This window comes from Pantoea sp. SIMBA_079, assembly GCF_046940275.1.
In the GTDB taxonomy this organism is placed as follows: Bacteria; Pseudomonadota; Gammaproteobacteria; order Enterobacterales; family Enterobacteriaceae; genus Pantoea; species Pantoea borealis.
This window is the reverse complement of the sequence record NZ_JAWRYR010000001.1, coordinates 308,450-330,825: the sequence shown is the minus strand read 5'-3', so window position 1 is coordinate 330,825 and position 22,376 is coordinate 308,450. Positions and strand designations below refer to the sequence as shown.

The 22,376-nt window shown below is 58.2% G+C and carries 15 protein-coding genes and 1 pseudogene; 10 read left to right on the top strand and 6 right to left on the bottom strand.

Features of this window, described 5'->3' with window-relative positions:
• Window positions 1–54 precede the first annotated feature (54 nt).
• The 5 genes and pseudogenes from dgcA to SB719_RS01425 form a co-directional block, all read right to left on the bottom strand.
• Window positions 55–2,118 carry a dimethylglycine demethylation protein DgcA gene (gene dgcA, locus SB719_RS01445; RefSeq protein ID WP_065648992.1) on the bottom strand — a complete coding sequence of 688 codons (2,064 nt, stop codon included), beginning with the start codon at window positions 2,116–2,118 and terminating at the stop codon, window positions 55–57.
• Window positions 2,119–2,210: 92 nt separating this feature from the next.
• Window positions 2,211–2,738: a 4-vinyl reductase gene (locus SB719_RS01440; protein ID WP_065648991.1), complete on the bottom strand. Its 528-nt coding sequence runs from the start codon at window positions 2,736–2,738 to the stop codon at window positions 2,211–2,213.
• Window positions 2,739–2,775: 37 nt separating this feature from the next.
• Window positions 2,776–3,753 (bottom strand): dipeptidase, encoded by a 978-nt coding sequence (locus tag SB719_RS01435; RefSeq protein ID WP_065648990.1) that lies wholly within the window; start codon window positions 3,751–3,753, stop codon window positions 2,776–2,778.
• 210 nt (window positions 3,754–3,963) lie between these two features.
• Window positions 3,964–5,112 (bottom strand): GlxA family transcriptional regulator, encoded by a 1,149-nt coding sequence (locus SB719_RS01430; RefSeq protein ID WP_065648989.1) that lies wholly within the window; start codon window positions 5,110–5,112, stop codon window positions 3,964–3,966.
• A gap of 336 nt (window positions 5,113–5,448) precedes the next feature.
• Window positions 5,449–6,759 (bottom strand): annotated as a pseudogene (locus SB719_RS01425) (L-serine ammonia-lyase); the annotation flags it as partial.
• Between the two features lie 375 nt (window positions 6,760–7,134).
• On the opposite strand from SB719_RS01425, the gene glyA reads away from it, so the two are divergent.
• The 9 genes from glyA to SB719_RS01380 all read left to right on the top strand — a co-directional run bounded on the left by glyA (window position 7,135) and on the right by SB719_RS01380 (window position 19,211).
• Window positions 7,135–8,400, top strand: coding sequence for a serine hydroxymethyltransferase (glyA, locus tag SB719_RS01420; RefSeq protein WP_292970769.1), 1,266 nt, complete (start codon window positions 7,135–7,137; stop codon window positions 8,398–8,400).
• A gap of 85 nt (window positions 8,401–8,485) precedes the next feature.
• Window positions 8,486–9,739 (top strand): sarcosine oxidase subunit beta family protein, encoded by a 1,254-nt coding sequence (locus tag SB719_RS01415; RefSeq protein ID WP_065648986.1) that lies wholly within the window; start codon window positions 8,486–8,488, stop codon window positions 9,737–9,739.
• A gap of 11 nt (window positions 9,740–9,750) precedes the next feature.
• Entirely contained in the window at window positions 9,751–10,038 is a 288-nt protein-coding gene (locus tag SB719_RS01410; RefSeq protein ID WP_065648985.1) for a sarcosine oxidase subunit delta, read from the top strand.
• Between the two features lie 12 nt (window positions 10,039–10,050).
• Window positions 10,051–13,071: a sarcosine oxidase subunit alpha gene (locus tag SB719_RS01405; protein WP_292970762.1), complete on the top strand. Its 3,021-nt coding sequence runs from the start codon at window positions 10,051–10,053 to the stop codon at window positions 13,069–13,071.
• The gene (locus SB719_RS01400) at window positions 13,064–13,735 is read left to right on the top strand and encodes a sarcosine oxidase subunit gamma (RefSeq protein WP_304235695.1); all 672 of its coding nucleotides are present in this window, start codon (window positions 13,064–13,066) and stop codon (window positions 13,733–13,735) included. The genes SB719_RS01405 and SB719_RS01400 overlap by 8 nt, the downstream gene beginning before the upstream one ends.
• Window positions 13,736–13,802: 67 nt before the next feature.
• Window positions 13,803–14,663, top strand: coding sequence for a formyltetrahydrofolate deformylase (purU, locus tag SB719_RS01395; RefSeq protein ID WP_065648982.1), 861 nt, complete (start codon window positions 13,803–13,805; stop codon window positions 14,661–14,663).
• A 181-nt stretch (window positions 14,664–14,844) separates the two neighbouring features.
• A complete protein-coding gene (locus tag SB719_RS01390) occupies window positions 14,845–16,503 on the top strand; it encodes a BCCT family transporter (RefSeq protein ID WP_304235698.1) in 1,659 nt (552 codons plus the stop codon).
• A 64-nt stretch (window positions 16,504–16,567) separates the two neighbouring features.
• Window positions 16,568–18,445, top strand: coding sequence for a DUF294 nucleotidyltransferase-like domain-containing protein (locus SB719_RS01385; RefSeq protein WP_304235699.1), 1,878 nt, complete (start codon window positions 16,568–16,570; stop codon window positions 18,443–18,445).
• A gap of 7 nt (window positions 18,446–18,452) precedes the next feature.
• Window positions 18,453–19,211 (top strand): 3'-5' exonuclease, encoded by a 759-nt coding sequence (locus tag SB719_RS01380; protein WP_304235701.1) that lies wholly within the window; start codon window positions 18,453–18,455, stop codon window positions 19,209–19,211.
• Here the strand turns inward: SB719_RS01380 and SB719_RS01375 are convergent.
• A complete protein-coding gene (locus tag SB719_RS01375; RefSeq protein ID WP_293004566.1) occupies window positions 19,200–20,621 on the bottom strand; it encodes an EmmdR/YeeO family multidrug/toxin efflux MATE transporter in 1,422 nt (473 codons plus the stop codon). The two genes, SB719_RS01380 and SB719_RS01375, sit on opposite strands and share 12 nt — an antisense overlap.
• Window positions 20,622–20,893: 272 nt before the next feature.
• Here SB719_RS01375 and SB719_RS01370 point away from each other — a divergent pair, with 272 nt between their 5' ends.
• On the top strand, window positions 20,894–22,348 hold the full coding sequence (locus SB719_RS01370) for an AMP nucleosidase (RefSeq protein WP_065648978.1): 1,455 nt from the start codon (window positions 20,894–20,896) through the stop codon (window positions 22,346–22,348).
• The last annotated feature ends 28 nt before the right edge of the window (window positions 22,349–22,376 follow it).

The following is a 22,376-nucleotide window of genomic DNA, read 5'->3' as shown; positions in this document are numbered from 1 at the left end:
CAGCGTGCGGTACCGCTTCCGGATACCGCACGCTTTGCGTCAGCGACGGCGAAACTACAGGTCCTTGCAGAGACGCAGCGCATCGTAGATCGCGGCGTGGACATTGCGCTGCGATACGCAGTCGCCAAGCCGCCACAGGATCATGCCGCTGCCCGCCTGTTCCAGCACCGGCTGGGGCCGGATATCAAACAGCGCTTCTACGTCAATCTGTCCCTTGTTACGCGATTCCGCTTTCAGCGCGTAGTAGAGTTCCTCATTGGGACGGGTGCCGTTTTCTACGACGATCTGATCCACCACCCGCTCCTCTTTCTGCCCGGTATACTCATTCTCCAGCACTGCCACCAGCTTCTCGCCCTCGCGGTAGACCTTTTCCAGCGCCAGATCGGAGGTCATTACCACTGCTTTTTCATACAGGCTGCGGTAGTAAGTCGGGAAGGTGGTGCCGCCAATACCCACGCCGGGTTTGATATCGCCGGTCACCAGCTCCACCAGCGCACCGCGTGCAGCGAGGAAATCGGAGACGGACATACCGGAAAACTCACAGATAGAGTCATACACCAGTACGTTCTTGCCAGGCTCCACGACGCCGTTCAGCACGTCCCAGCTGGAGACCACCAGCCCTTCTGCCGCGCCCCATTCCGGGTTCTGCTCAAGGAAAGGCTCTCCGCCGGTTGCAAGAATGCAGACGTCGGGCGTGAGATCGCGGATCATCGCCATATCCGCCGTGGTGTCGGTCATTACCTTGACGCCAAGACGCTCAATCTCCATCGCTAACCAGCGCGTGATGCCGGCCATCTGATCGCGCTGTGGTGCTTTTGCTGCAATCGTAATCTGCCCGCCCAGCTCGCTGGCACGTTCTATCAGCGTGACCTTATGCCCGCGCTCTGCCGCGACCCGTGCCGCTTCCAGCCCGCCCGGTCCGCCGCCAATCACCACGACATTGCGCACCGGCCCTTCGGTTTTGGTGATGATATGTGGCAGCCCCATATATTCGCGCGAAGTGGCCGCGTTCTGAATGCACAGCACATCCAGTCCCATATATTGCCGATCGATGCAGTAGTTGGCGCCGACGCACTGGCGGATTTGATCCACCTGATTCATTTTGATCTTGGCGATCAGATGCGGATCGGCGATATGGGCACGCGTCATACCCACAAAGTCAACGTAGCCCGCTTCGAGAATACGCTGCGCCTGATTGGGATCTTTAATGTTCTGCGCGTGGATCACCGGCACCGTGACCACTTCTTTAATACCCGCCGCCAGGTGCAGGAACGGCTCAGGCGGATAGCTCATATTCGGAATAACGTTCGCCAGCGTGTTGTGGGTGTCGCAGCCGGAACCGACCACGCCAAAATAATCCACCATGCCGGTTTTATCGTAATAGGCGGCAATCTGCCGCATATCTTCATGGCTGAGGCCGTCGGGATGGAACTCATCACCGGTTATACGCATGCCGACAACGAAATCGGGTCCGACTGCGTCACGCACGGCTTTCAGTACCTCGATGCCAAAGCGCATCCGCTTTTCAAAACTCCCGCCCCACTCATCCGTGCGCTTATTGACACGCGGTGACCAGAACTGATCGATCATATGCTGATGCACGGCAGATAACTCTACGCCGTCGAGACCCCCCGCTTTGGCACGCTGTGCCGCTTTTGCAAAGTCGCCGATGACGCGCCAGATCTCCTCTTCCTCGATGGTTTTGCAGGTGGCGCGGTGCACCGGCTCACGGATGCCGGAGGGTGACATCAGGTTAGGCCAGTTCTCGCCATCCCAGCGCGAACGCCGCCCCATATGAGAGATCTGGATCATGATTTTGCCACCGTGCTGGTGCACGGCATCGGCGAGATTCTGGAAGTGCGGAATAATCCGGTCGGTACTCAGGTTAACCGAACTCCACCAGCTCTGCGGACTGTCGATCGAAACCACGCTTGAGCCACCGCAGATACAGAGCCCGCAGCCGCCTTTGGCTTTCTCTTCGTAATATCTCACATAGCGATCGGTGGTCATCCCGCCGTCAGTGGCATACACCTCGGCGTGGGCGGTGCTGACAATACGGTTACGGATAGTCAGTTTATTTATTTTTAATGGCTCAAACAGCAGATCAAACTGTGACATAGCTTCACCTTAATTCCGTTCTGATATCCGGCCCGCCAGCCTGCGGTTCAGTGGTAATGCGGGGGTACGCAGCCAGCGCTGCGTACCGGGTCTTATACTGGCGAAACGGTAAAAACACCGTACTCACATCCCTCTTCGGCGGCGCTCTGCGTCTGTACCGCCTGAGTTTTCACGCTGTAGCCGAGGCTCTGTGCAATCTGGTCCATCGCGCCGGCAAACCAGCCGGTAAACATGTAGTCCACCTTGCGGTTGACTTTGCCGTACTGGTAGACAAACGCAGAGTGATCGAGCCGGATACGCGCCGTGCCCTGTTTCAGATCCAGGGCTTCGGTGGAAAACAAGCCCCAGCCGCGCTGAGAAAGACGTTTCATGTAGTGCTCAAACACTGCATCGCCAGACAGGCCATGCAGTTCAGCCTCTTTTTCGCACCAGTGCCAGGCCGATTTATAGCCCGCTTTGTAGAGGATGGCGGCGTAGCGTTCAGCGCCAATTTCCTCTTCAATCCCCATATGGTTGTTCACAAAAAAGTGCCGGGGCACGTATAACATGGGTAACGCATCGGTGGTCCAGACGCCGGTTTCATCATCGACGCTGATCGGCATTTCAGGCGCATGTGCCATGGTTTACCTCGCTTATTCGTGTTAACAGGCCAGATGATCACTCGTGCCAGACATTTGCCAGCAGGTTGAGCCAGTTCTCACCCATAAATTTGCGCACCTGCTTCTCGGTAAAGCCGTGGCGCAGCAGTGCAGCCGTTAAATTCGGGAACTCACCCAGCGTGCGAATGCCTTCCGGGTTGATGATTTTGCCGAAGTCGGTGAGCTGACGGGCGTAGCCTTTATCGTGCGTCAGCCACTCGAAAAACGCCTGACCGTGGCCCTGCGTAAAGTCGGTGCCGATGCCGATCTGATCTTCCCCCACCAGATTGAAGATGTAGTCGATCGCTTCCACGTAGTCCTCAATCGTGGAGTGAATGCCATTCTTCAGGAACGGAGTAAACATGGTGACGCCCACAAATCCGCCGTGGTCCGCAATGAACTTCAGCTCTTCGTCAGACTTATTGCGCGGATGATCTTTCAGGCCAGACGGGAGACAGTGGGAATAACAGACCGGTTTTTTCGACGCCAGGATCACCTCTTTAGAGGTCTGCGCGCCTACATGAGAGAGATCGCACAGCATGCCGACGCGGTTCATCTCTGCCACGACTTCATGACCATAACCTGAGAGGCCGCCATCACGTTCATAGCAGCCGGTGCCCACCAGGTTCTGCGTGTTATAGGCCATCTGCACGACGCCAACGCCCAGCTCTTTGAACACCTGAATGTAGCCCAGCTGATCCTCAAACGCGTGCGCATTCTGGAAGCCCATCAGGATGCCGGTTTTGCCTTCATCCTTAGCGCGCCGGATATCGCGGGTGTTGGTCACTTTGGTGACCAGATCGGCGTTCTGCGCAATGAGGTTATTCATTTCCACGATATTATTCACCGTGCCCTGAAACCCTTCCCACACGGAGACCGTGCAGTTGGCAGCCGTCAGCCCGCCGCGGCGCATATCTTCAAACAGCTCTCTGTCCCATTTCGCAATCACCAGCCCATCGATGACAATCGCAGAATTATGCAATTCAGTAGCGTTCATATCTTCCTCTCTGGTTTGATTCATAACCGGGTGCGGCCGAATGAAAACAGAATAGGGTTTACGCTGCGGATGAATTGTTCTGAAAACGTCACTTGCCTGACAGCTGGCGCAGCCCGGAAAGGGAACAGGCGATTTAAACCGATGAGCGGACATAAAAAAGCTGCCATGAAGGCAGCGTTTTCAGCCGGCGTGAATTACAGGCGGGATGCGTCAGACATCCGTTGATAAAGCCACTGAGCCAAAGGTTGGCTCAAAACGCGCTTCATTCAGGATGCGCAGAGAAGCCGATACCGTACTCTCCTGCTGCCAGTTGGTCAGACCGGGCAGTTCTGCCATAAAAAATTGCGTCAGCGTTTTGCCGCCTCCCTGGCTGTGTACGCCCCGCCGCTCTTCGCGTGGCGGTACGCCCAGGTGTTCGCGGTAACATTTGCTGAAGTGCGGCGTAGAGACAAAGCCACACGCCAGGGCTATTTCGATAATCGACATTGAGGTCTGTTTCAGCAGCTGGCGGGCGCGGAACAGCCGCAGCTTGAGATAGTATCGTGAAGGCGAACAGCGCAGGTATTTCTGAAACAGCCGTTCCAGCTGGCGCCGCGACAGGCCCACGTAGCCTGCCAGCTCGTCAAGATCGATCGCCTCCTCAATATTGGCCTCCATCAGCGAGACCGCTTCAACCAGGCTTGGCTGCGCCGTACCGAGTACGTGGCGCAGCGGAATACGCTGGTAGTCTGATTCATTGCGTACGCGATCGCAGATAAACATCTCTGAGATCCCGGCGGTAAGCTGGTGACCAAAATGGCGCTGGATCATCGTCAGCATCATATCCATGGGCACGGTGCCGCCGCTGCTGGTCATGCGATCGTGCTCAATCACAAACAGCTGGTTGGTACAGATGACTTTGGGATACGCCTCCTGCATTGACGCAATACACTCCCAGTGTGCGCTGCAGTGATACCCATCCAGTAGCCCGGCTTCCGCCAGCAGATAGGGTCCGGTACAGATGCCGCCAATCAGGATTTTGCGGCGCGCCATGCTCTGCAGCCAGCTCACCTGACGGCTGGTATAACTGCGGGTAATGTTGACACCCCCGACCACGATCAGCACATCCAGTGCTGCCACGTTAGCCATCGAATGATCGGGCGTAATTGAAATACCATCACTTGCCACAACGGGCGCACCCTCTTCACTGACGGTACACCAGCTATACAGCTCTTTGCCGCTTAGCTGGTTCGCCATGCGTAAAGGTTCCACTGCGGTTGCCAGAGCCATCATGGTGAAATTATTGACGAGTAAAAAGCCTACGCTGCGCTTTTTAATATCATTAGAGGGACTTTTCAAAATTGCGTCTGTGTCGAACATGTGCGCTGACCTCTATATAGGCTAAACAGAAACATTACCCGGGGGCATTTCCCCCAATCGCTTTCCATCACCTATAGAGTAAGCAACAGACATGCCATTCGTCACCAGGATAGACATCCCGAAAATGACACACAGTTAACATAAGCGAAACAAATGTTTGTTCGGCTTCACAGATTTGATCTTTGCTGCCGCGTTAGCGTCTTTCAGCCTCAAAACAGTGCAGGCGCTGACCCGTTTTGGTTAAGTCAGCGCATTTTGCACCCTTTTACGTCACTGTTCACTGCCTGCGCACATTACGATCTGCATAAGATGCTGTAACCAATTACTTACACAGCATTAACATTCAATCGCATTGACCGCCAGACCGCCTTTCGACGTCTCTTTGTATTTATCCTGCATGTCGCGTCCGGTATCGCGCATGGTACGGATCACTTTATCCAGCGAAATAAAGTGCTGACCATCGCCGCGCAGCGCCATCTGCGCGGCATTGATCGCTTTCATTGCCGCAATCGCGTTGCGTTCAATACAGGGAACCTGCACCAGTCCGCCCACCGGATCGCAGGTCAGGCCAAGGTTATGCTCCAGCGCAATTTCAGCCGCGTTCTCTACCTGTTCCGGCGTACCGCCCAGCACTTCTGTCAGCCCGGCTGCCGCCATTGCACAGGCGGAACCGACCTCTCCCTGACAGCCCACCTCAGCGCCGGATATAGAAGCATTCTTCTTACACAGCGCGCCGACGGCCGCCGCGGCCAGCAGGAAATCCACCACATCTTCTTCGCGCGCGCGCGCTTCAAACTGCATGTAGTACATCAGTACGGCCGGTACAATTCCGGCTGCGCCGTTGGTCGGTGCCGTCACCATCCGCCCGCCTGCGGCGTTCTCTTCGTTGACCGCCAGCGCATAGAGGTTGATCCAGTCCATAGCAGAGAGCGTGGAGCTGATGACATTCTCCGCTGAGGCGCGGCGCAGGGACTGATACAGCGCTGGCGCACGGCGGCGCACCTGCAGCCCGCCAGGCAGTATGCCCTCCTGGGCCAGCCCGTTAGCGATACACTGCTGCATCACCTCCCAGATCTGTGCCAGCCCGCTGCGGATCGCCGCTTCGTCACGCCACACCTTTTCATTTTCCAGCATCAGCGTACTGATACGCAGCCCTTTTTCGCGGCAGTGCGCCAGCAGTTCCGCTCCGCTGTTGAAGTCATACGGCAGTGAGCACTGCGGCACCAGATGTGCCGTGGCCGTTGCTTCCTCTTCATCCAGTACAAAGCCGCCGCCAATGGAGTAATAGACCACGGAAAGGCTGTCGCCAGTGCGAAAGTACGCGCTCAGCCGCATGGCGTTCGGGTGATAAGCGAGCACGTCATCCACGAACAGCAGATCCTGATGCCAGTCAAACTCGATGTTTTCGCCCCAGGGCAGCGTTACCGAACCGGTTTCGCAGATCGCCTGTACCGTAGCGTTAATGATGTGCGGATCGATGGTATCCGGTGAGGCTCCCATCAGCCCTAACAGCACCGCTTTGTCAGTACTGTGGCCGCGTCCGGTTGCGCTCAGCGAGCCAAACAGTTCGATCTTGATGCGGCAGAGCGCCTGCCGCCTGTCACTGTGGCTCAGCTGCTCAACAAAGCGCTGTGCCGCGCGCATGGGCCCGACGGTATGCGAACTGGAGGGGCCAATTCCGACTTTAAATAAATCGAAGACGCTAATACTCATTCTGCTCTCCCGGGCTCACGGCCATGTAGTGTTTAACCGCCGCATTATCGGTGGCGTAAAAAATTAATGGATGCCGGATAACGACGCATTTCACCATGAACTCGCCATTTTCCGCCCGGCACGGCCGTGCCAGCCTGCTGCAGACAGGCAGGCGCCGCCCTATGTCGCAAATTGACATAGCCCCGGCGTTACCAAACATCCTGGCCGCAGTGGCGCTGGGTATTATCAACCCACACTCAATTTACCGCTGCCCTGAATGGCTCAGTACCGGAGCAGGCGCCGCGCGATTATCCGGGCAAGGAGACAGGCATGTTTGCGAAGAGCGACACGATTCAGAGCTTTGACAGTGAACTGTGGCAGGCGATAGAGCAGGAAGCGGTGCGTCAGGAAGAGCACATCGAGCTTATCGCTTCAGAGAACTACACCAGCCCGCGCGTTATGCAGGCGCAGGGTACGGTACTGACCAATAAATATGCGGAGGGCTATCCGGCCAAACGCTACTACGGCGGCTGCGAATATGTCGACATCGTGGAGAAACTGGCGATTGAACGCGCCTGCACGCTGTTCGGGGCCGATTATGCCAACGTGCAGCCGCACTCCGGCTCACAGGCCAACGCGGCGGTATACATGGCGCTGTGCCAGCCGGGCGACACCGTTCTGGGCATGAGTCTGGCGCACGGCGGTCACCTGACGCACGGTGCGCACGTGAACTTCTCCGGCAAGATTTACCACGCCGTGCAGTATGGGCTGAATGAAGCCACGGGCGAGATCGACTACGACCAGGTGGAAGCGCTGGCGCTGGAGCATAAGCCAAAGATGATTGTGGCTGGCTTCTCTGCCTATTCACGCGTGGTTGACTGGGCACGCTTTCGCGCTATCGCCGACAAAACAGGCGCGTGGCTGTTTGTCGATATGGCGCACGTCGCAGGCCTCGTTGCCGCGGGCATCTACCCTAATCCGCTGCCGTTCGCTGACGTGGTTACGACCACCACGCATAAAACCCTGCGCGGTCCGCGCGGCGGTCTGATCCTGGCGAAAGCCAACCCGGAGCTGGAGAAGAAGCTGAATGCTGCCGTGTTCCCCGGCGGCCAGGGCGGTCCGCTGATGCATGTGATCGCCGCTAAAGCCGTGGCCTTTAAAGAGGCGATGCAGCCTGACTACGCGAAGTATCAGCGTCAGGTCGTTAAGAATGCGCAGGCGATGGCAGAGGTATTTGTCTCGCGCCAATACGATGTGGTGTCAGGGGGTACAGATAACCATCTGTTTCTGCTTAGCCTGATCAAACAGGGCCTGACCGGTAAAGCGGCGGATGCCGCGCTGGGCCGCGCCAATATTACCGTTAATAAAAATGCCGTACCAGGCGATCCGCAGTCGCCGTTTGTGACCTCCGGCCTGCGTATCGGTGCGCCGGTGATCACCACGCGCGGCTTCAGTGAGGAGAACTGCCGCACGCTGGCAGGCTGGATCGCAGACATCCTCGACGTGATGCACAACGAGGAGCAGCTGGAGGCGAAAATTGCGCAGGTGAAACAGCAGGTGCTGTCGCTGTGTGCAGATTTCCCGGTTTACCGCTAAGCCAGAACGCCCCCGGCCAGCCGCGGGGCGCCGTCTTACCCTCTGTCCATTCGCACACGCGGTATCGTTACGGGAGTAGATAACTATGCAACGCTATTCAGGATTTGGCCTGCTCAAACACAGTCTGAGCTATCACGAGAACTGGCAGAAGGTCTGGCGCAACCCGACACCGCAGAAACGCTATGACGTCATTATTATCGGCGGCGGTGGCCACGGCCTGGCCACCGCTTACTATCTGGCAAAGGAGCACGGCATCACCAACGTGGCGGTGCTGGAAAAGGGCCACCTCGGCGGTGGCAACATCTGCCGCAACACCACCATTGTCCGCTCTAACTACCTGTGGGATGAATCAGCCGCGCTCTATGAGCACTCCATGAAACTCTGGGAAGGACTGTCGCAGGAGCTGAACTACAACCAGATGTTTTCGCAGCGTGGTGTCTATCACACCTGCCATACGCTGCAGGATCTGCGCACCAATGAGCGGCTGGCTAACGCCAACCGCCTGCAGGGCGTCGACAACGAAATGGTCTATGGCGACCAGCTGCAGCGTGAGATCCCGGCGCTCGACTGCAGTAAAGATGCGCGTTATCCGGTGCTGGGCGCTTCAGTACAGCGGCGCGGCGGCAACGCCCGTCATGATGCGGTGGCCTGGGGGTATGCCCGCGCAGCCGACAGTCTGGGTGTGGATCTGATCCAGAACTGTGAAGTGATCGATATGGAGATCAGCGACGGCAAGATCACCGGCGTGAAAACCCGCAACCATGGCGTAATCAAAGCCGACCGCGTGGGCTGCGTGACCGCCGGCAACTCCGGCGTGATGGCAAAAATGGCGGGCTTTGAACTGCCGGTTGAGTCGCATCCGCTGCAGGCGCTGGTTTCAGAGCCGATTAAACCTTTCCTGGATACGGTTGTGATGTCCAACCATGTACACGGCTATATGAGCCAGTCTGATAAAGGCGACCTGGTGATTGGTGCCGGCATTGACGGCTGGGTCGGTTATGGTCAGCGCGGATCGTACAGCGTGATTGAGCATACGATCCAGGCGATTGTTGAGCTCTTCCCCTGCACCAGCCGCGTACGCATGAACCGTCAGTGGGGCGGCATTGTCGATACCTGCCCTGACGCCAGCCCCATTCTTTCAGCAACCCCGGTACGCAACCTGTTTTTCAACTGCGGCTGGGGCACCGGTGGTTTTAAAGGCACGCCCGGCTCCGGCAACCTGTTTGCTCACCAGCTGGCGCACGGCACGCCGCATCCAATCGCTGAACCTTTTGCAATGTCCCGTTTTTACACCGGGGCCCTGGTTGATGAACATGGCGCTGCGGGCGTGGCCCACTAAGGACTTTTAGCATGCTGCACATTTACTGTCCTCACTGTGGTGAGTATCGCGAAGAAGAAGAGTTTCATCCGCGCGGTCAGGCGCATATCGCCCGGCCCGCTAATCCGGATGCCTGCAGCGACGAGGAGTGGGGAACCTTTCTCTATTTCCGCAAAAATCCGCGCGGTATGCATAACGAACTCTGGGTACATAGCGCCGGCTGCCGTAAATTTTTTAACCTGACGCGTGACACACAGACGTATGAAATCAAACGTGTTTATACACTCGATGAACAGCCTGAAGCCGGCGAGCAAGGGTAAGGAGCGCAGAGCATGAGCCAGAAAAATCGCCTGCCGTCCGGCGGCAGAATCAATCGTTCCACCCCGCTGAACTTTACCTGGAACGGCCGCCAGTATCAGGGCTATGAAGGCGATACCGTCGCGTCTGCCCTGCTGGCCAACGGCATTGATATTGTCGGACGCAGTTTTAAATACAGCCGCCCGCGCGGCATCGTTGCCGCGGGCGCGGAAGAGCCGAATGCCGTACTGCAGCTGGGTGCAACGGAAGCGACTCAGGTACCCAACGTGCGCGCCACGCAGCAGACGCTCTATGAGGGCCTGGTCTGCTCGGCCACCAACGGCTGGCCCAATGTGGAATCTGACCTGATGGGGCTGGTGGGTAACCTCGGCGGCAAAGTGATGCCGCCCGGCTTTTACTACAAAACCTTTATGTATCCGCAGTCAATGTGGCCGACTTACGAGAAATTTATCCGTAAGGCCGCAGGGCTGGGACGCGCGCCGCAGGAGAAAGACCCGGATATTTATGACGCCATGAATCAGCACTGCGATGTGATGATCGTGGGCGCCGGTCCGGCGGGCCTGATGGCGGCGCTGACCGCCGGCCGCAGCGGTGCGCGCGTGATCCTGGCGGATGAGCAGAGCGAACCGGGCGGACACCTGCTCGCCAGCCGCGAACTGATCGAGGGCAAGCCGGCCGCCGACTGGGTTGCAGAGGTGGTGGCAGAACTGGCCACCATGCCGGAAGTGACGCTGCTGATGCGCGCGACGGTGAACGGCTATCACGATCATAACTTCTTAACCATTAATGAGAACCGCACAGATTACCACGGCGACCGCGCGGCAGCCGGACAGGTACGTCAGCGCATGCACCGCGTGCGGGCGCACTGGGTAGTGCTTGCCACCGGCGCGCAGGAGCGCCCGCTGGTCTTCAGCCACAACGATGTGCCCGGCTGCATGATCGCCTCGGCTATCTCCGTCTATATCAATCGCTATGGCGTGGTGCCCGGCAATCAGCTGGTGCTGATGACCACCAACGACAGTGCCTATCAGACTGCGCTGGACTGGGCCGATGCCGGTCGTGAGGTTGTGGCCGTGGTCGATACGCGCGCCGCCACTAAAGGTGAGCTGGCCGCCGCCGTGCGCCGCCGCGGTATTCGGGTGATCAACGGCAGCGCGGTGATCGACGTACAGGGTAAAAAGCGCGTCAGCGGCGTCACCATTGCCGCTATCGATAAGAAAGGCGATGCCCTTACCGGCAAGCCCTTTACCCTCTCCTGCGATACCGTGGCCAGCTCCGGTGGCTGGAGCCCGGTGATCCACCTCGCCGGACATACCGGCAGCCGTCCGGTCTGGAACAGCGACGTCATTGGCTTCCTGCCTGGCCCCACCACGCAGCAGCAGCTGACGGCGGGTGGTATCAACGGCCGCTACGCGCTCGACAATGTGCTGCAGGAGGGGATCAAAGCGGGTCAGGACGCCGTGCTGAAACTTGGGCTGACGCCGGTTGAGGTCGCGCTGCCTGAGGTGAAAAAGTGGATTGAGCATACGCCCGCCGCGCTGTTTCATATTCCGCACACCAAACCAATCAGCCGGGCGCCTAAACAGTTTGTTGATTTCCAGAACGATGTGACGGCGGCCGGCATTGCGCTGGCAACGCGTGAAGGGTTTGAGGCGATTGAGCACATCAAGCGCTATACGGCGATGGGGTTTGGTACCGATCAGGGAAAGCTCGGCAACATCAACGGCATGGCGATTGCCGCCAAAGTGATGGGCAAAACCATTCCCGAGACCGGCACCACGGTGTTTCGTCCGAACTATACGCCGATCGCTTTTGGCGCTATCGCGGGGCGTAACTGCGGCGAGCTGTTTGATCCTAAACGCTTTACCGCCATGCATAAGTGGCACGTACAGCAGGGTGCGAAGTTTGAGGATGTCGGCCAGTGGAAACGTCCGTGGTACTACCCGCGTCCGGGGGAAACCATGCAGCAGTCGCTGGATCGCGAATGCCGCGCAGTGCGCAGCGGCGTCGGTATCCTTGACGCGTCCACCCTCGGCAAAATTGATATTCAGGGTAAAGATGCGCGCGAGTTTATCAGCCGCGTCTATACCAACGCCTGGGCTAAGCTCGGCGTGGGCAAGTGCCGCTACGGCCTGATGTGCGGTGAAACCGGCATGGTGTTTGACGACGGTGTGACCTCCTGCCTCGCGGAGAACCATTTTCTGATGACCACCACGACCGGCGGCGCGGCGCACGTTATGGAGTGGCTGGAGCTCTACCATCAGACTGAATGGCCGGAGCTGGAAGTGTTCTTCACCAGCGTGACCGATCACTGGGCAACCATGACCATTTCCGGTCCGGAGAGCCGCAACCTGCTGGCGGAACTCTGCAGCGATGTCTCTCTGGATAAAGAGACCTTTAAGTTCATGGACTGGCAGGAAGGCACGGTTGCCGGCGTACCGGCGCGTATCTTCCGCATCTCATTTACCGGTGAACTGTCGTTTGAGATCAACGTGCAGGCAAACTACGGGCTTGCGGTCTGGGAGAAGCTGTTTGAGCACGGGGCGAAATACGATCTGACGCCGTACGGCACGGAGACCATGCACATTCTGCGTGCGGAGAAAGGTTTCATTATTGCCGGTCAGGATACGGATGGATCCGTCACGCCGCACGATCTCAATATGGGCTGGTGCGTCGCCGATTCAAAACCGTTTAGCTATATCGGCAAGCGCGGTATGGCGCGGGAAGACTGTGTGCGCGAGCAGCGTAAACAACTGGTGGGCCTGAAAACGCGTGACCCGCTGGTGGTGCTGCCGGAAGGTGCGCAGGCGGTAGCCAATCCGCAGCAGCCGGTGCCGATGGATCTGCTGGGCCACGTCAGCTCCAGCTACTGGAGCGCCAATCTGAACCGCAGTATCGCAATGGGCTTTATCAAAGGCGGGCTGCAACGTATGGGCGAAACCGTGTTTTATCCGCTGGCAGATGGCCGTGTGGTTGAAGCGGAAATCTGCAGCCCGGTCTTTATCGATCCGAAAGGAGAACGTCAACATGTCTGAAACCCTCTTACCTGAAACCAAACCCGCAGGGACCGTCAGACAGGTCGCGGTCATGAACCAGGTCGCGCCGCAGGTGCGCGCCGAGTCGCCGCTGCATCACGCCGATCGCGGTCCCGTCACCGCCAGTCAGTCTCAGCAGGCAGGCGTTGAACTGCGCGAGCTGGCGCTGTACGGGCATCTGGTACTGCGCGGTTCGCAAAACAATGTGAGCTTTATGCAGGGCTGCCTGACGGTATTAGGTGTCCCGCTGCCTGTCGCGCCGCTGACCTCTGCCGAAGATGGCGATATCTCCGTGCGCTGGCTCAGTCCCGATGAGTGGCTGGTGGTGCTGCCAATGGATCAGCTGTTCCCGGTAGAGAAAGCGCTGCGCGCTGAAATCGACGGCCACTGTTCGGTGGTGAACGTCAGCGGCGGCCAGACCATTCTGGCGCTCTCCGGTAAACATGCTGTGGATGTGCTGAAGAAAAGTACGGTGCTTGATCTGCATCCGTCACAGTTTCCGGTCGGCAAAGTTGCCGGGTCGGTGTTTGCGAAGAGCAGCGCGCTGATCCGCCGCACCGGTCCGGAAAGCTGGGAGCTGGTGATCCGCCGCAGTTTTGCAGAGTACATCTGGCTCTGGCTACGGGATGCCAGCCGGGAATATGGCCTGAAGATCACCACGTAATATCCGGCCGTGCCGGCGCGGCTAACTGCCCGCCGGCACGCCTTTCTCTTATTATCAGGAGTCGCCCATGAGCGTGCTGCCCGATTCATGGATTTTTACCGCCAGCTGCCCGAGTAAATTAGGCACGGTGGATGTCGTGACCCGGTTTATGGCGGAATCGGGTCACTATATTAATGAAATCCATTCGTTCGATGACCGCGTCAGCCACCACTTTTTTATTCGCGTTGCTTTTTCACCCGCTGCGCAATTCAGTACCGATATATTCCGTGATAATTTCACTCCGCGTGTAGCCCCGTTTGAAATGCAATGGCAGCTTACCCCGCCGCAGCATCGTGAGCGCGTGGCCATTCTGGTCTCTAAATTTGATCACTGTCTGAATGACCTGTTATTCCGGCATCGCACCGGACAATTATCTATTGATGTGCCCCTGATTATTTCTAACCACCCCGATCTCTGCTCACTGGCTGAATGGCACGGCATTCCCTGGTACCATCTGCCGGTAAATAATGCGAATCGCGCAGAACAGGAAGCTCAAATTCTTGCTCTGCTGGATCAATATAATATCGACCTGGTGGTACTGGCACGCTATATGCAGGTTCTTTCGCCGCTGATGTGTGAAAAGCTCGACGGTAAAGCCATTAATATTCATCACTCACTGCTGCCGGGATTTAAAGGCGCACGCCCCTACCATCAGGCGTGGGAAAAAGGCGTCAAAATGGTCGGTGCCACAGCGCACTACGTTAATAATGACCTGGATGAGGGACCCATTATTACGCAGGGTATTCAGAGTGTCGATCACGCGCTTTATCCCGATGACCTGATCAGTCGCGGCCAGGATATTGAACGCGTCACGCTATTTAATGCAGTACGTTATCACGTTGAAAAACGTGTGTTTTTAAGCGGCAAGCGCACGGTGGTTTTCAGTTAACCGGTGCAATCGCCAATAAAAAGTGCAGTGAATGCACCAGCAGGCTGCACGTTTTTATCTTTTTTCGGAAAACAGGGTAATCAGGGATTGATCACGACCTTCAGCGTTAAATAAAACAGAACCTGTCCTGACATCAGCGGCAGGTTTTTAACAACAACACGTAAGTCGCGAGGAAATCACTATGGCGGATTCCAGAGATCCGATGACGCCTGATGGCGAAGTATCGCCCTATGATACTGACTATCAGGTAGGCCAGGATAATATTATCGTGAATGTCGGACCCTTTGGTCTGGATATTCACAACCGGGTATTTGCGATATCCGGCATCGCCGTAATTCTATTCGTTATATTAACGCTGGCGTTTCAGAGTGATGTGGCCCCGCTGTTCAAAGGCATGCTGAGCTGGCTTACCACTAAACTCGACTGGTTTTTCATTGGCGCAGGCAATATTTTTGTCATCATCTGTCTGGGACTGGTTTTCTCACCGCTGGGCAAGGTGCGGCTCGGCGGCACCCTCGCCCGTCCCGATTACAACTACGTCACCTGGTTCTCGATGCTGTTTGCCGCCGGCATGGGTATCGGCCTGATGTTTTACGGCGTCTCTGAGCCGCTGTCGCATTTCTCCAGCGCGATAGGCGGCACGGTGACTGAAAACGGCGTGCGTACCGACTGGGCGCCGCTGGGCGGTGCGGGTGGCTCAGCGGAAGAGGCTACCCGGCTGGCTATGGCGGCTACCATTTTCCACTGGGCACTGCATCCGTGGGCGATCTACGCCGTTCTCGCCCTGGGGCTGGCACTCTTCACCTTTAACAAAGGCCTGCCGCTGACTATCCGGTCACTCTTTTATCCGCTGCTGGGTGATGCCGTATGGGGCTGGCCTGGTCATCTGATCGACATTCTTGCCGTGCTGGCCACGCTGTTTGGCCTCGCCACCTCCCTGGGGCTGGGTGCTTCGCAGGCGGCGTCCGGACTCAATTTTCTGTTTGATGTGCCGCTGGGACAGACCACGCAGATTGTACTGGTGATTGTCATCACCGCTATCGCCACCTTTTCCGTGGTCGCCGGACTGGATACGGGGGTACGGCGCTTATCGGAAGCGAACATGATCCTCGCCGGCCTGCTGCTGCTGTTTATTATCGTGGTCGGCCCGACCATGCTGCTGTTCAGCGGCTTTTTCTCTAATCTCGTCTCCTACATTGAGTTCCTGCCCGCGCTCTCCAATCCGGTCTCCCGCCCCGACAGCAGCTTTGCTGCCGGCTGGACCTCCTTCTACTGGGCGTGGTGGATCTCCTGGTCGCCGTTTGTCGGCATGTTTATCGCGCGTATCTCACGCGGCCGCACCGTGCGGGAGTTTATTATCTCGGTGCTGCTGGTGCCGTCGCTGGCGTGCGTGCTGTGGATGACGGTGCTGGGTGGCACCACGATCCATCAATATTTTACCGAAGGGTATCAGAGTATTGCTGATGCCATTCTGCCGCTGCAGCTCTTTACCATGCTCGACACGCTACCGCTGGCAAAAATCACCTGCGTGGTCGCCATCATTCTGGTGGTGGTGTTCTTTGTCACCTCAGCTGACTCCGGCACGCTGGTGATCGATATCATCGCCTCCGGCGGTAAAATTGAATCCCCGACTGCGCAACGCGTATTCTGGTGCGTGTTTGAAGCGCTGGTCGCCATCGTACTGATCCTCGGCGGCGGGCTGGATGCCCTGCAGGCAATGGTGGTCTCCACCGGATTGCCTTTTGCACTGGTGCTGCTGGTCGCATCGGTCGCCGTTGTAAAGGGATTGCTCTCTGAGCCACGCCCGACGCGCCCGGCCCCCGCTGTGCGCAATCAATAGCACGCACGCAGGCGGATAGCCAGCCAGGCTATCCGCCGCTGCAGGTGCAGGAAGGGAGATCGCTATGCAGGCCGGACATCAGGAAATCATCGACTTTATTCAGCGCTACCCGCCGTTTAACACTCTGCCGCTGGCGGCACTGGCGCGCATTGCAGCCACCCTTGAAGTGAGCTATTACAAAGCCGGTACGCCGATCCTCACCTTTGGCCAGCAGGTCGACGCCTGGTATATCATCCGCAGCGGCGCGGTAGAGATTTATCGCCGCAACGGCGACCTGTATAACCGACTGAGCGCCGGCGGCTATTTTGGTGAGTTCGGTTTATTGCGTGAGAACAGCGTGCGCTTTCCGGTTACCGCGCTGGAAGATACGCTGACCTATCTTATTCCCGCCCCGATTTTTAATGAGCTATTCAGCAAATACGAAGAGTTTGCCGATCTGGTCGAGGTGGAAGATCGCACCCGCCTGCGGCAAACCGTTGCGCGAACCGAAGAGGCGAGCGGCCTGATGACGTCACGCATTGAAGCGCTGATTAGCCGGCTACCGGTGACCATCGACAGCCGCGCCACGGTGTGTGAAGCGGCGCAAAAAATGAGTAAAGAAGGGGTGTCGTCACTGCTGATTGTGACCCCGGATGCTGACGGGGAAACCCCGCAGCGACTGGCGGGCATCGTGACGGATAAAGATTTGCGCGATCGGGTCATTGCCCGCGGGCTGAACTTCAATACGCCGGTCGGAACGATCATGACCGGGCAGCTGACGCACGTCGCTCATCATCAGCTGGTATTTGAAGCGATGCTGATCATGATGCAGCACAACATACATCATCTGCCGGTGCTGAAGCAGGGTCAGCCGGTCGGGGTGATCTCTCAGTCAGATATCATCCGCTATGAGTCGCAAAACAGCCTGTTTCTTGTCAGCCGTATTTTTCACTGCAACAGCATCAGTGAGCTGAGCGCGCTGAAAAATGAGGTACGCGCCTGTTTTAGCCGCATCGTGCGCGAAGACGCCAATTCGCAGATGACGGGCCGCGCCATGGCGGTTATCGGGCGCAGCTTCACGCAGCGGCTGCTGGCGCTGGCTGAAGCTGAACTGGGCCCGCCGCCGGTGCCCTACTGTTTTATTACGCTGGGATCGATGGCACGTCAGGAGCAGCTGCTTGTAACCGACCAGGATAACGCGCTGATCCTCGACAACCGGTATGACGCCTTCCGGCATGAAGCCTATTTCATGGCGCTGGCGCGCCGCGTCTGCGATGGCCTGGCGGCCTGCGGCTATCACTACTGCAGCGGCAATATCATGGCCACCAACGGGCGCTGGCGTCAGCCGCTGGCCGTCTGGGAAGGATACTTTGATGAATGGATTGACACCCCTTCCCCGCAGACGCTGCTGGACAGCGCAATTTTCTTCGATCTTGATGCCGTCTGGGGTCAGCTGGAGTGGGGTGAGCAGCTGAATAAACGCATCACGCATAAGGTCCGGCACAACTCGCGCTTTCTCGCCTGTATGGCGCGCAACGCGCTGCTGCGCAAACCGCCGCTGGGTTTCTTTAAAAATTTTGTGATGGAGCCTTCGGGTCAGCACACGCAGTCCATCGATATGAAACGTCGCGGCACTGCCCCGCTGGCCGATCTGATCCGCGTGCATGCGCTGGCGGCCGGTTCAGCCGCTCGCAACTCGTTTGACCGGCTGCAGGATATTATGCAAACCGATCTGCTGCCGCACGGGCGCGGTCAGGATCTGCGTGACGCACTGGAATTTATCTCGATGGTACGTATCCGGCATCAGGCGCAGGACGTGGAGAACGGTCAGGAGCCGGATAACCGCATTGAGCCGCTCAATCTCTCTGAGTTCGAGCGCAAAAACCTTAAGGATGCCTTTCAGATCCTGAGCAACGCGCAGAAATTCCTGAAATACCGTTATCAGCCAGGCCGGAAAGTGTGAGGTAACTATGCTGCATATCAGTAAACAGCTGCTGCGATCTGCGCCGGCACCGGCACCGCGCGCAGGGTTCGCGCCGGACTGGCCCGCGCTGCTGGCGCAGCAGGCAGAGACAGCACGCCATCCGGCGCTGCAGCACTACTACCGGGCTGGCGTACCGGATGCGGCGACGCCCATCAGCGAGGTGCCGCTGCTGGCAATGGACTTTGAAACCACCGGGCTGAATACCCGGCGCGACGATATTGTCAGTATCGGCCTTATTCCCCTCAGCCTGACGCGTATCCGGCTTAGCGAAAGCGAGCACTGGATCCTCAACCCGCGTGCCGATCTGCGCCATGAATCAGTGGTCATTCACGGCATCACCCACGCGACGGTGGCGCACGCACCCGATCTGAGTGAACGGCTGCTGAAGCTGCTGACCATGATGGCGGGCCGCGTGATGGTGGTTCACCATCGCGGCATCGAGCAGCATTTTCTGAACGCGGCGCTGCAGCGGCGCATCGGAGAAGGCATTATTTTTCCCTGTATCGACACGCTGGCGCTGGAAGGGCTGCTTTGTCAGCACGCACCGGTCAGCCGGCTGCGAAAACTGTGGCGCGGCAGCGCCCGCCCCTCGCTGTGCCTGCCGGAGAGCCGGGCGCGTTACCATCTGCCGCACTACCCGGCACATAACGCGCTGACGGACGCACTGGGCTGTGCCGAGCTGCTGCAGGCGCAGTGTGCCCACCACTTCCCGCCGCAGACGCCATTACGCGAGCTATGGTGCTGAGCCACCTGCTTTCGCCAGCATGCGCCGGTAGTTGCTTAGCCATTTGCCGCTGCTGAGTCGCCACCAGAAGCAGAGACCGCGCACCGTCCAGTCAAGGAACATACCGAGCCACACGCCGACCACCCCCATGCCAAGTTCAATGCCCAGCAGATAGCCCGCTACCACGCGCGCGCCCCACATACTGAACATCGAGACAAACATCGTGTAGCGTGCGTCGCGGGCCCCTTTCAGTCCGGCGGGCAGCACCCAGGAGGCGGTCCAGATCGGCATAAAGGCGGCGTTGAGCCAGATCAGATGTTTTGTGACCTCAATTACCGCCGGATCGCGGGTATAGAAGCGCGCCAGCGTACCCGCCAGCGGAACGGTGATCAGCGCCAGCGTACAGAGCCCGATCATCGCCAGCCAGAACACATGCCTGATTTGACGCTCCGCCTGCATCACCTGATTCCGGCCAAGCCGTTTGCCGGTAATGATGGTGGAGGCAGAACCCAGCGCGTTGCCCGGCAGGTTGATCAGCGTGGCAATAGAGAACGCGATAAAGTTACCGGCGATTTCATTGGTGCCCATACCGGCGACAAAGATCTGCGTCAGCAGCTTACCGCCGTTAAACAGCACGGACTCAATACTGGCCGGCACGCCGATCCCCAGCACTTCCATCAGGATGGCGCGATCCCAGCGGCGGAAGTAGCTGCTGAGCGTGAGCTTCAGCGCCGGGCTGATACCGCGCCAGAGCGCATAGAGCACCGCCAGCGCACCGATGTAGCGTGAAATTGTCAGCCCGAGGCCCGCCCCGATGAACCCCATTCCTTCCCAGCCCAGCGCGCCATAAATCAGCACGCTGCTGATCATGATGTTCAGGATATTCATGCCACCGTTGATCAGCATCGGAATTTTGGTGTTACCCGCGCCGCGCAGCGCACCGCTGCCAATCAGCGCAATGGCCGCCGCCGGATAACTCCAGGCGGAGGTCTGCAGATAACTCAGCGCCAGCTGTTTGACCTGCGGGTCTGCGCTGCCGGCGATGACGTCAATGATCAGGTGTCCCCAGAACTCAATCGCCAGCGCCAGCACCAGCGCCAGCACGGTCATCAGCCCCAGCGACTGCCGGGTGGCCGCGCGGGCGCGTTTCCCGTTGCGGCGCGCCAGGCTAAACGCCACCACCACCGTGGTGCCGAGATCGATAGCCGCAAAAAAGGAGATGATCACCATGTTGAAGCTGTCTGCCAGCCCGACACCCGCCATCGCCTCTTTGCCCAGCCAGCTGACCAGAAACGTGCTCAGCACGCCCATCAGCATGACGCAGAGGTTTTCGATAAAGATAGGGATCGCCAGCGGCGCGATCTCACGCCACAACAGCGTGCGGTAAGTCCGGCGCCGGGGATACCACGCCGTGTTGCGAACCGCCCGCATTACTGCCACACCGGGATTTTGCAAGAGAGTACCAAATCACTTTGGATGAGAGAGGAGAGGTAATGATGATAGGCGGCCAGCGATTATGCAAAGTCTTTGCGGCAGCCATTTAATCATTATTACAAACTTTTTATTTCTGCCCGCTTTGCGCAGCCACGTTAATTTCCGTACGCAATAATTACGCTGGCATAGCGTCACAGATTCTTAATTATATCAGCCGGTTTATCCGCTATGCTCTGCTCAACCTGATCCATTTTCCTGAAGGAGAATCTATGCAAACACAACGGAACGGATTGACTGCCCATCAGGCACTGGATGAACTGGAGCGCTGCTACGATGCAGCGGTTGAGGCGCTGCGCAACGCTATCCGCGACTTCACTGAACAGGGTACGCTGCCCGACGCAGAGCAGCGGCAGCAGGGGCTGTTTGTCTATCCGGAGCTGCGCCTGACCTGGCAGGGAGAGGGTCCGCAGCAGAACCGCACCCGTGCCTGGGGCCGCTTTACCCATACCGGCCGCTACAGCACGACGATTACCCGCCCTGCGCTGCTGCGCCACTATCTCAGCGAGCAGCTGCAGATGATTGAGAAAGAGTATGACGTGCTGATTGAAGTAGGGCCGTCGCAGCAGGAGATCCCCTACCCTTACGTGATTGACGGTTCGGATCTGTCGCTTGACCGCTCGATGAGCGCCAGTATTGCCCGCCATTTCCCGACCACCGAGCTGTCGCAGATTGGCGATGAGACCGCAGATGGCCTGTTCAACGCCGATGCCCGCTTCCCGCTCTCCCATTTTGACGCACTGCGTACCGACTTCTCGCTGGCGCGCCTGCGGCACTACACCGGTACGGCTGTGGAACACTTCCAGCCTTTCGTGCTATTCACCAACTACACCCGGTACGTCGATGAGTTTGTGCGCTGGGCGATAGAACAGGTGCAGGATCCTGCCACGCCCTATGACAGTCTCGCCTGCGCCGGCGACGTAGTCATCACGGCGGAAACGGCCGATCCCGCCGCGATGATGTCCGATCTGGCGTGGAAAAAGCACCAGATGCCCGCCTGGCATCTTACCTCCCCCAACCGGCGCGGAATTACGCTGGTCAACATTGGCGTAGGCCCTTCCAATGCCAAAACTATCTGCGATCATCTGGCAGTAACGCGTCCGCACGCCTGGCTGATGATTGGCCACTGCGGCGGCCTGCGCGAAAGTCAGAATATCGGCGACTATGTGCTGGCCCACGCCTACCTGCGTGATGACCATGTGCTCGACAGCGTGCTGCCGCCGGATATTCCGGTACCCAGCATCGCCGAAGTGCAGCGTGCGCTCTACGATGCGACCAAGTCAGTGAGCGGCATGCCGGGTGAAGAGGTTAAACAGCGGCTGCGTACCGGTACGGTGGTCACCACTGACGATCGCAACTGGGAGCTGCGCTACGCCGCTTCCGCGCTGCGTTTTAACCTGAGCCGCGCCGTGGCGGTGGATATGGAGAGTGCGACTATCGCGGCGCAGGGCTACCGCTTTCGCGTGCCTTACGGCACGCTGCTGTGCGTTTCTGATAAACCGCTGCACGGTGAGATCAAGCTGCCGGGTCAGGCGAACCGCTTTTACGAGGGGGCCATTTCTGAACATCTGCAGATTGGCATTTGTGCGGTAGAGCTGCTGCGCGCCGAGGGCGATAAGCTGCATTCCCGCAAGCTGCGCACGTTCAACGAGCCGCCGTTCCGGTAACGCACCAGCCTGCGTCCATCAGCAGGGA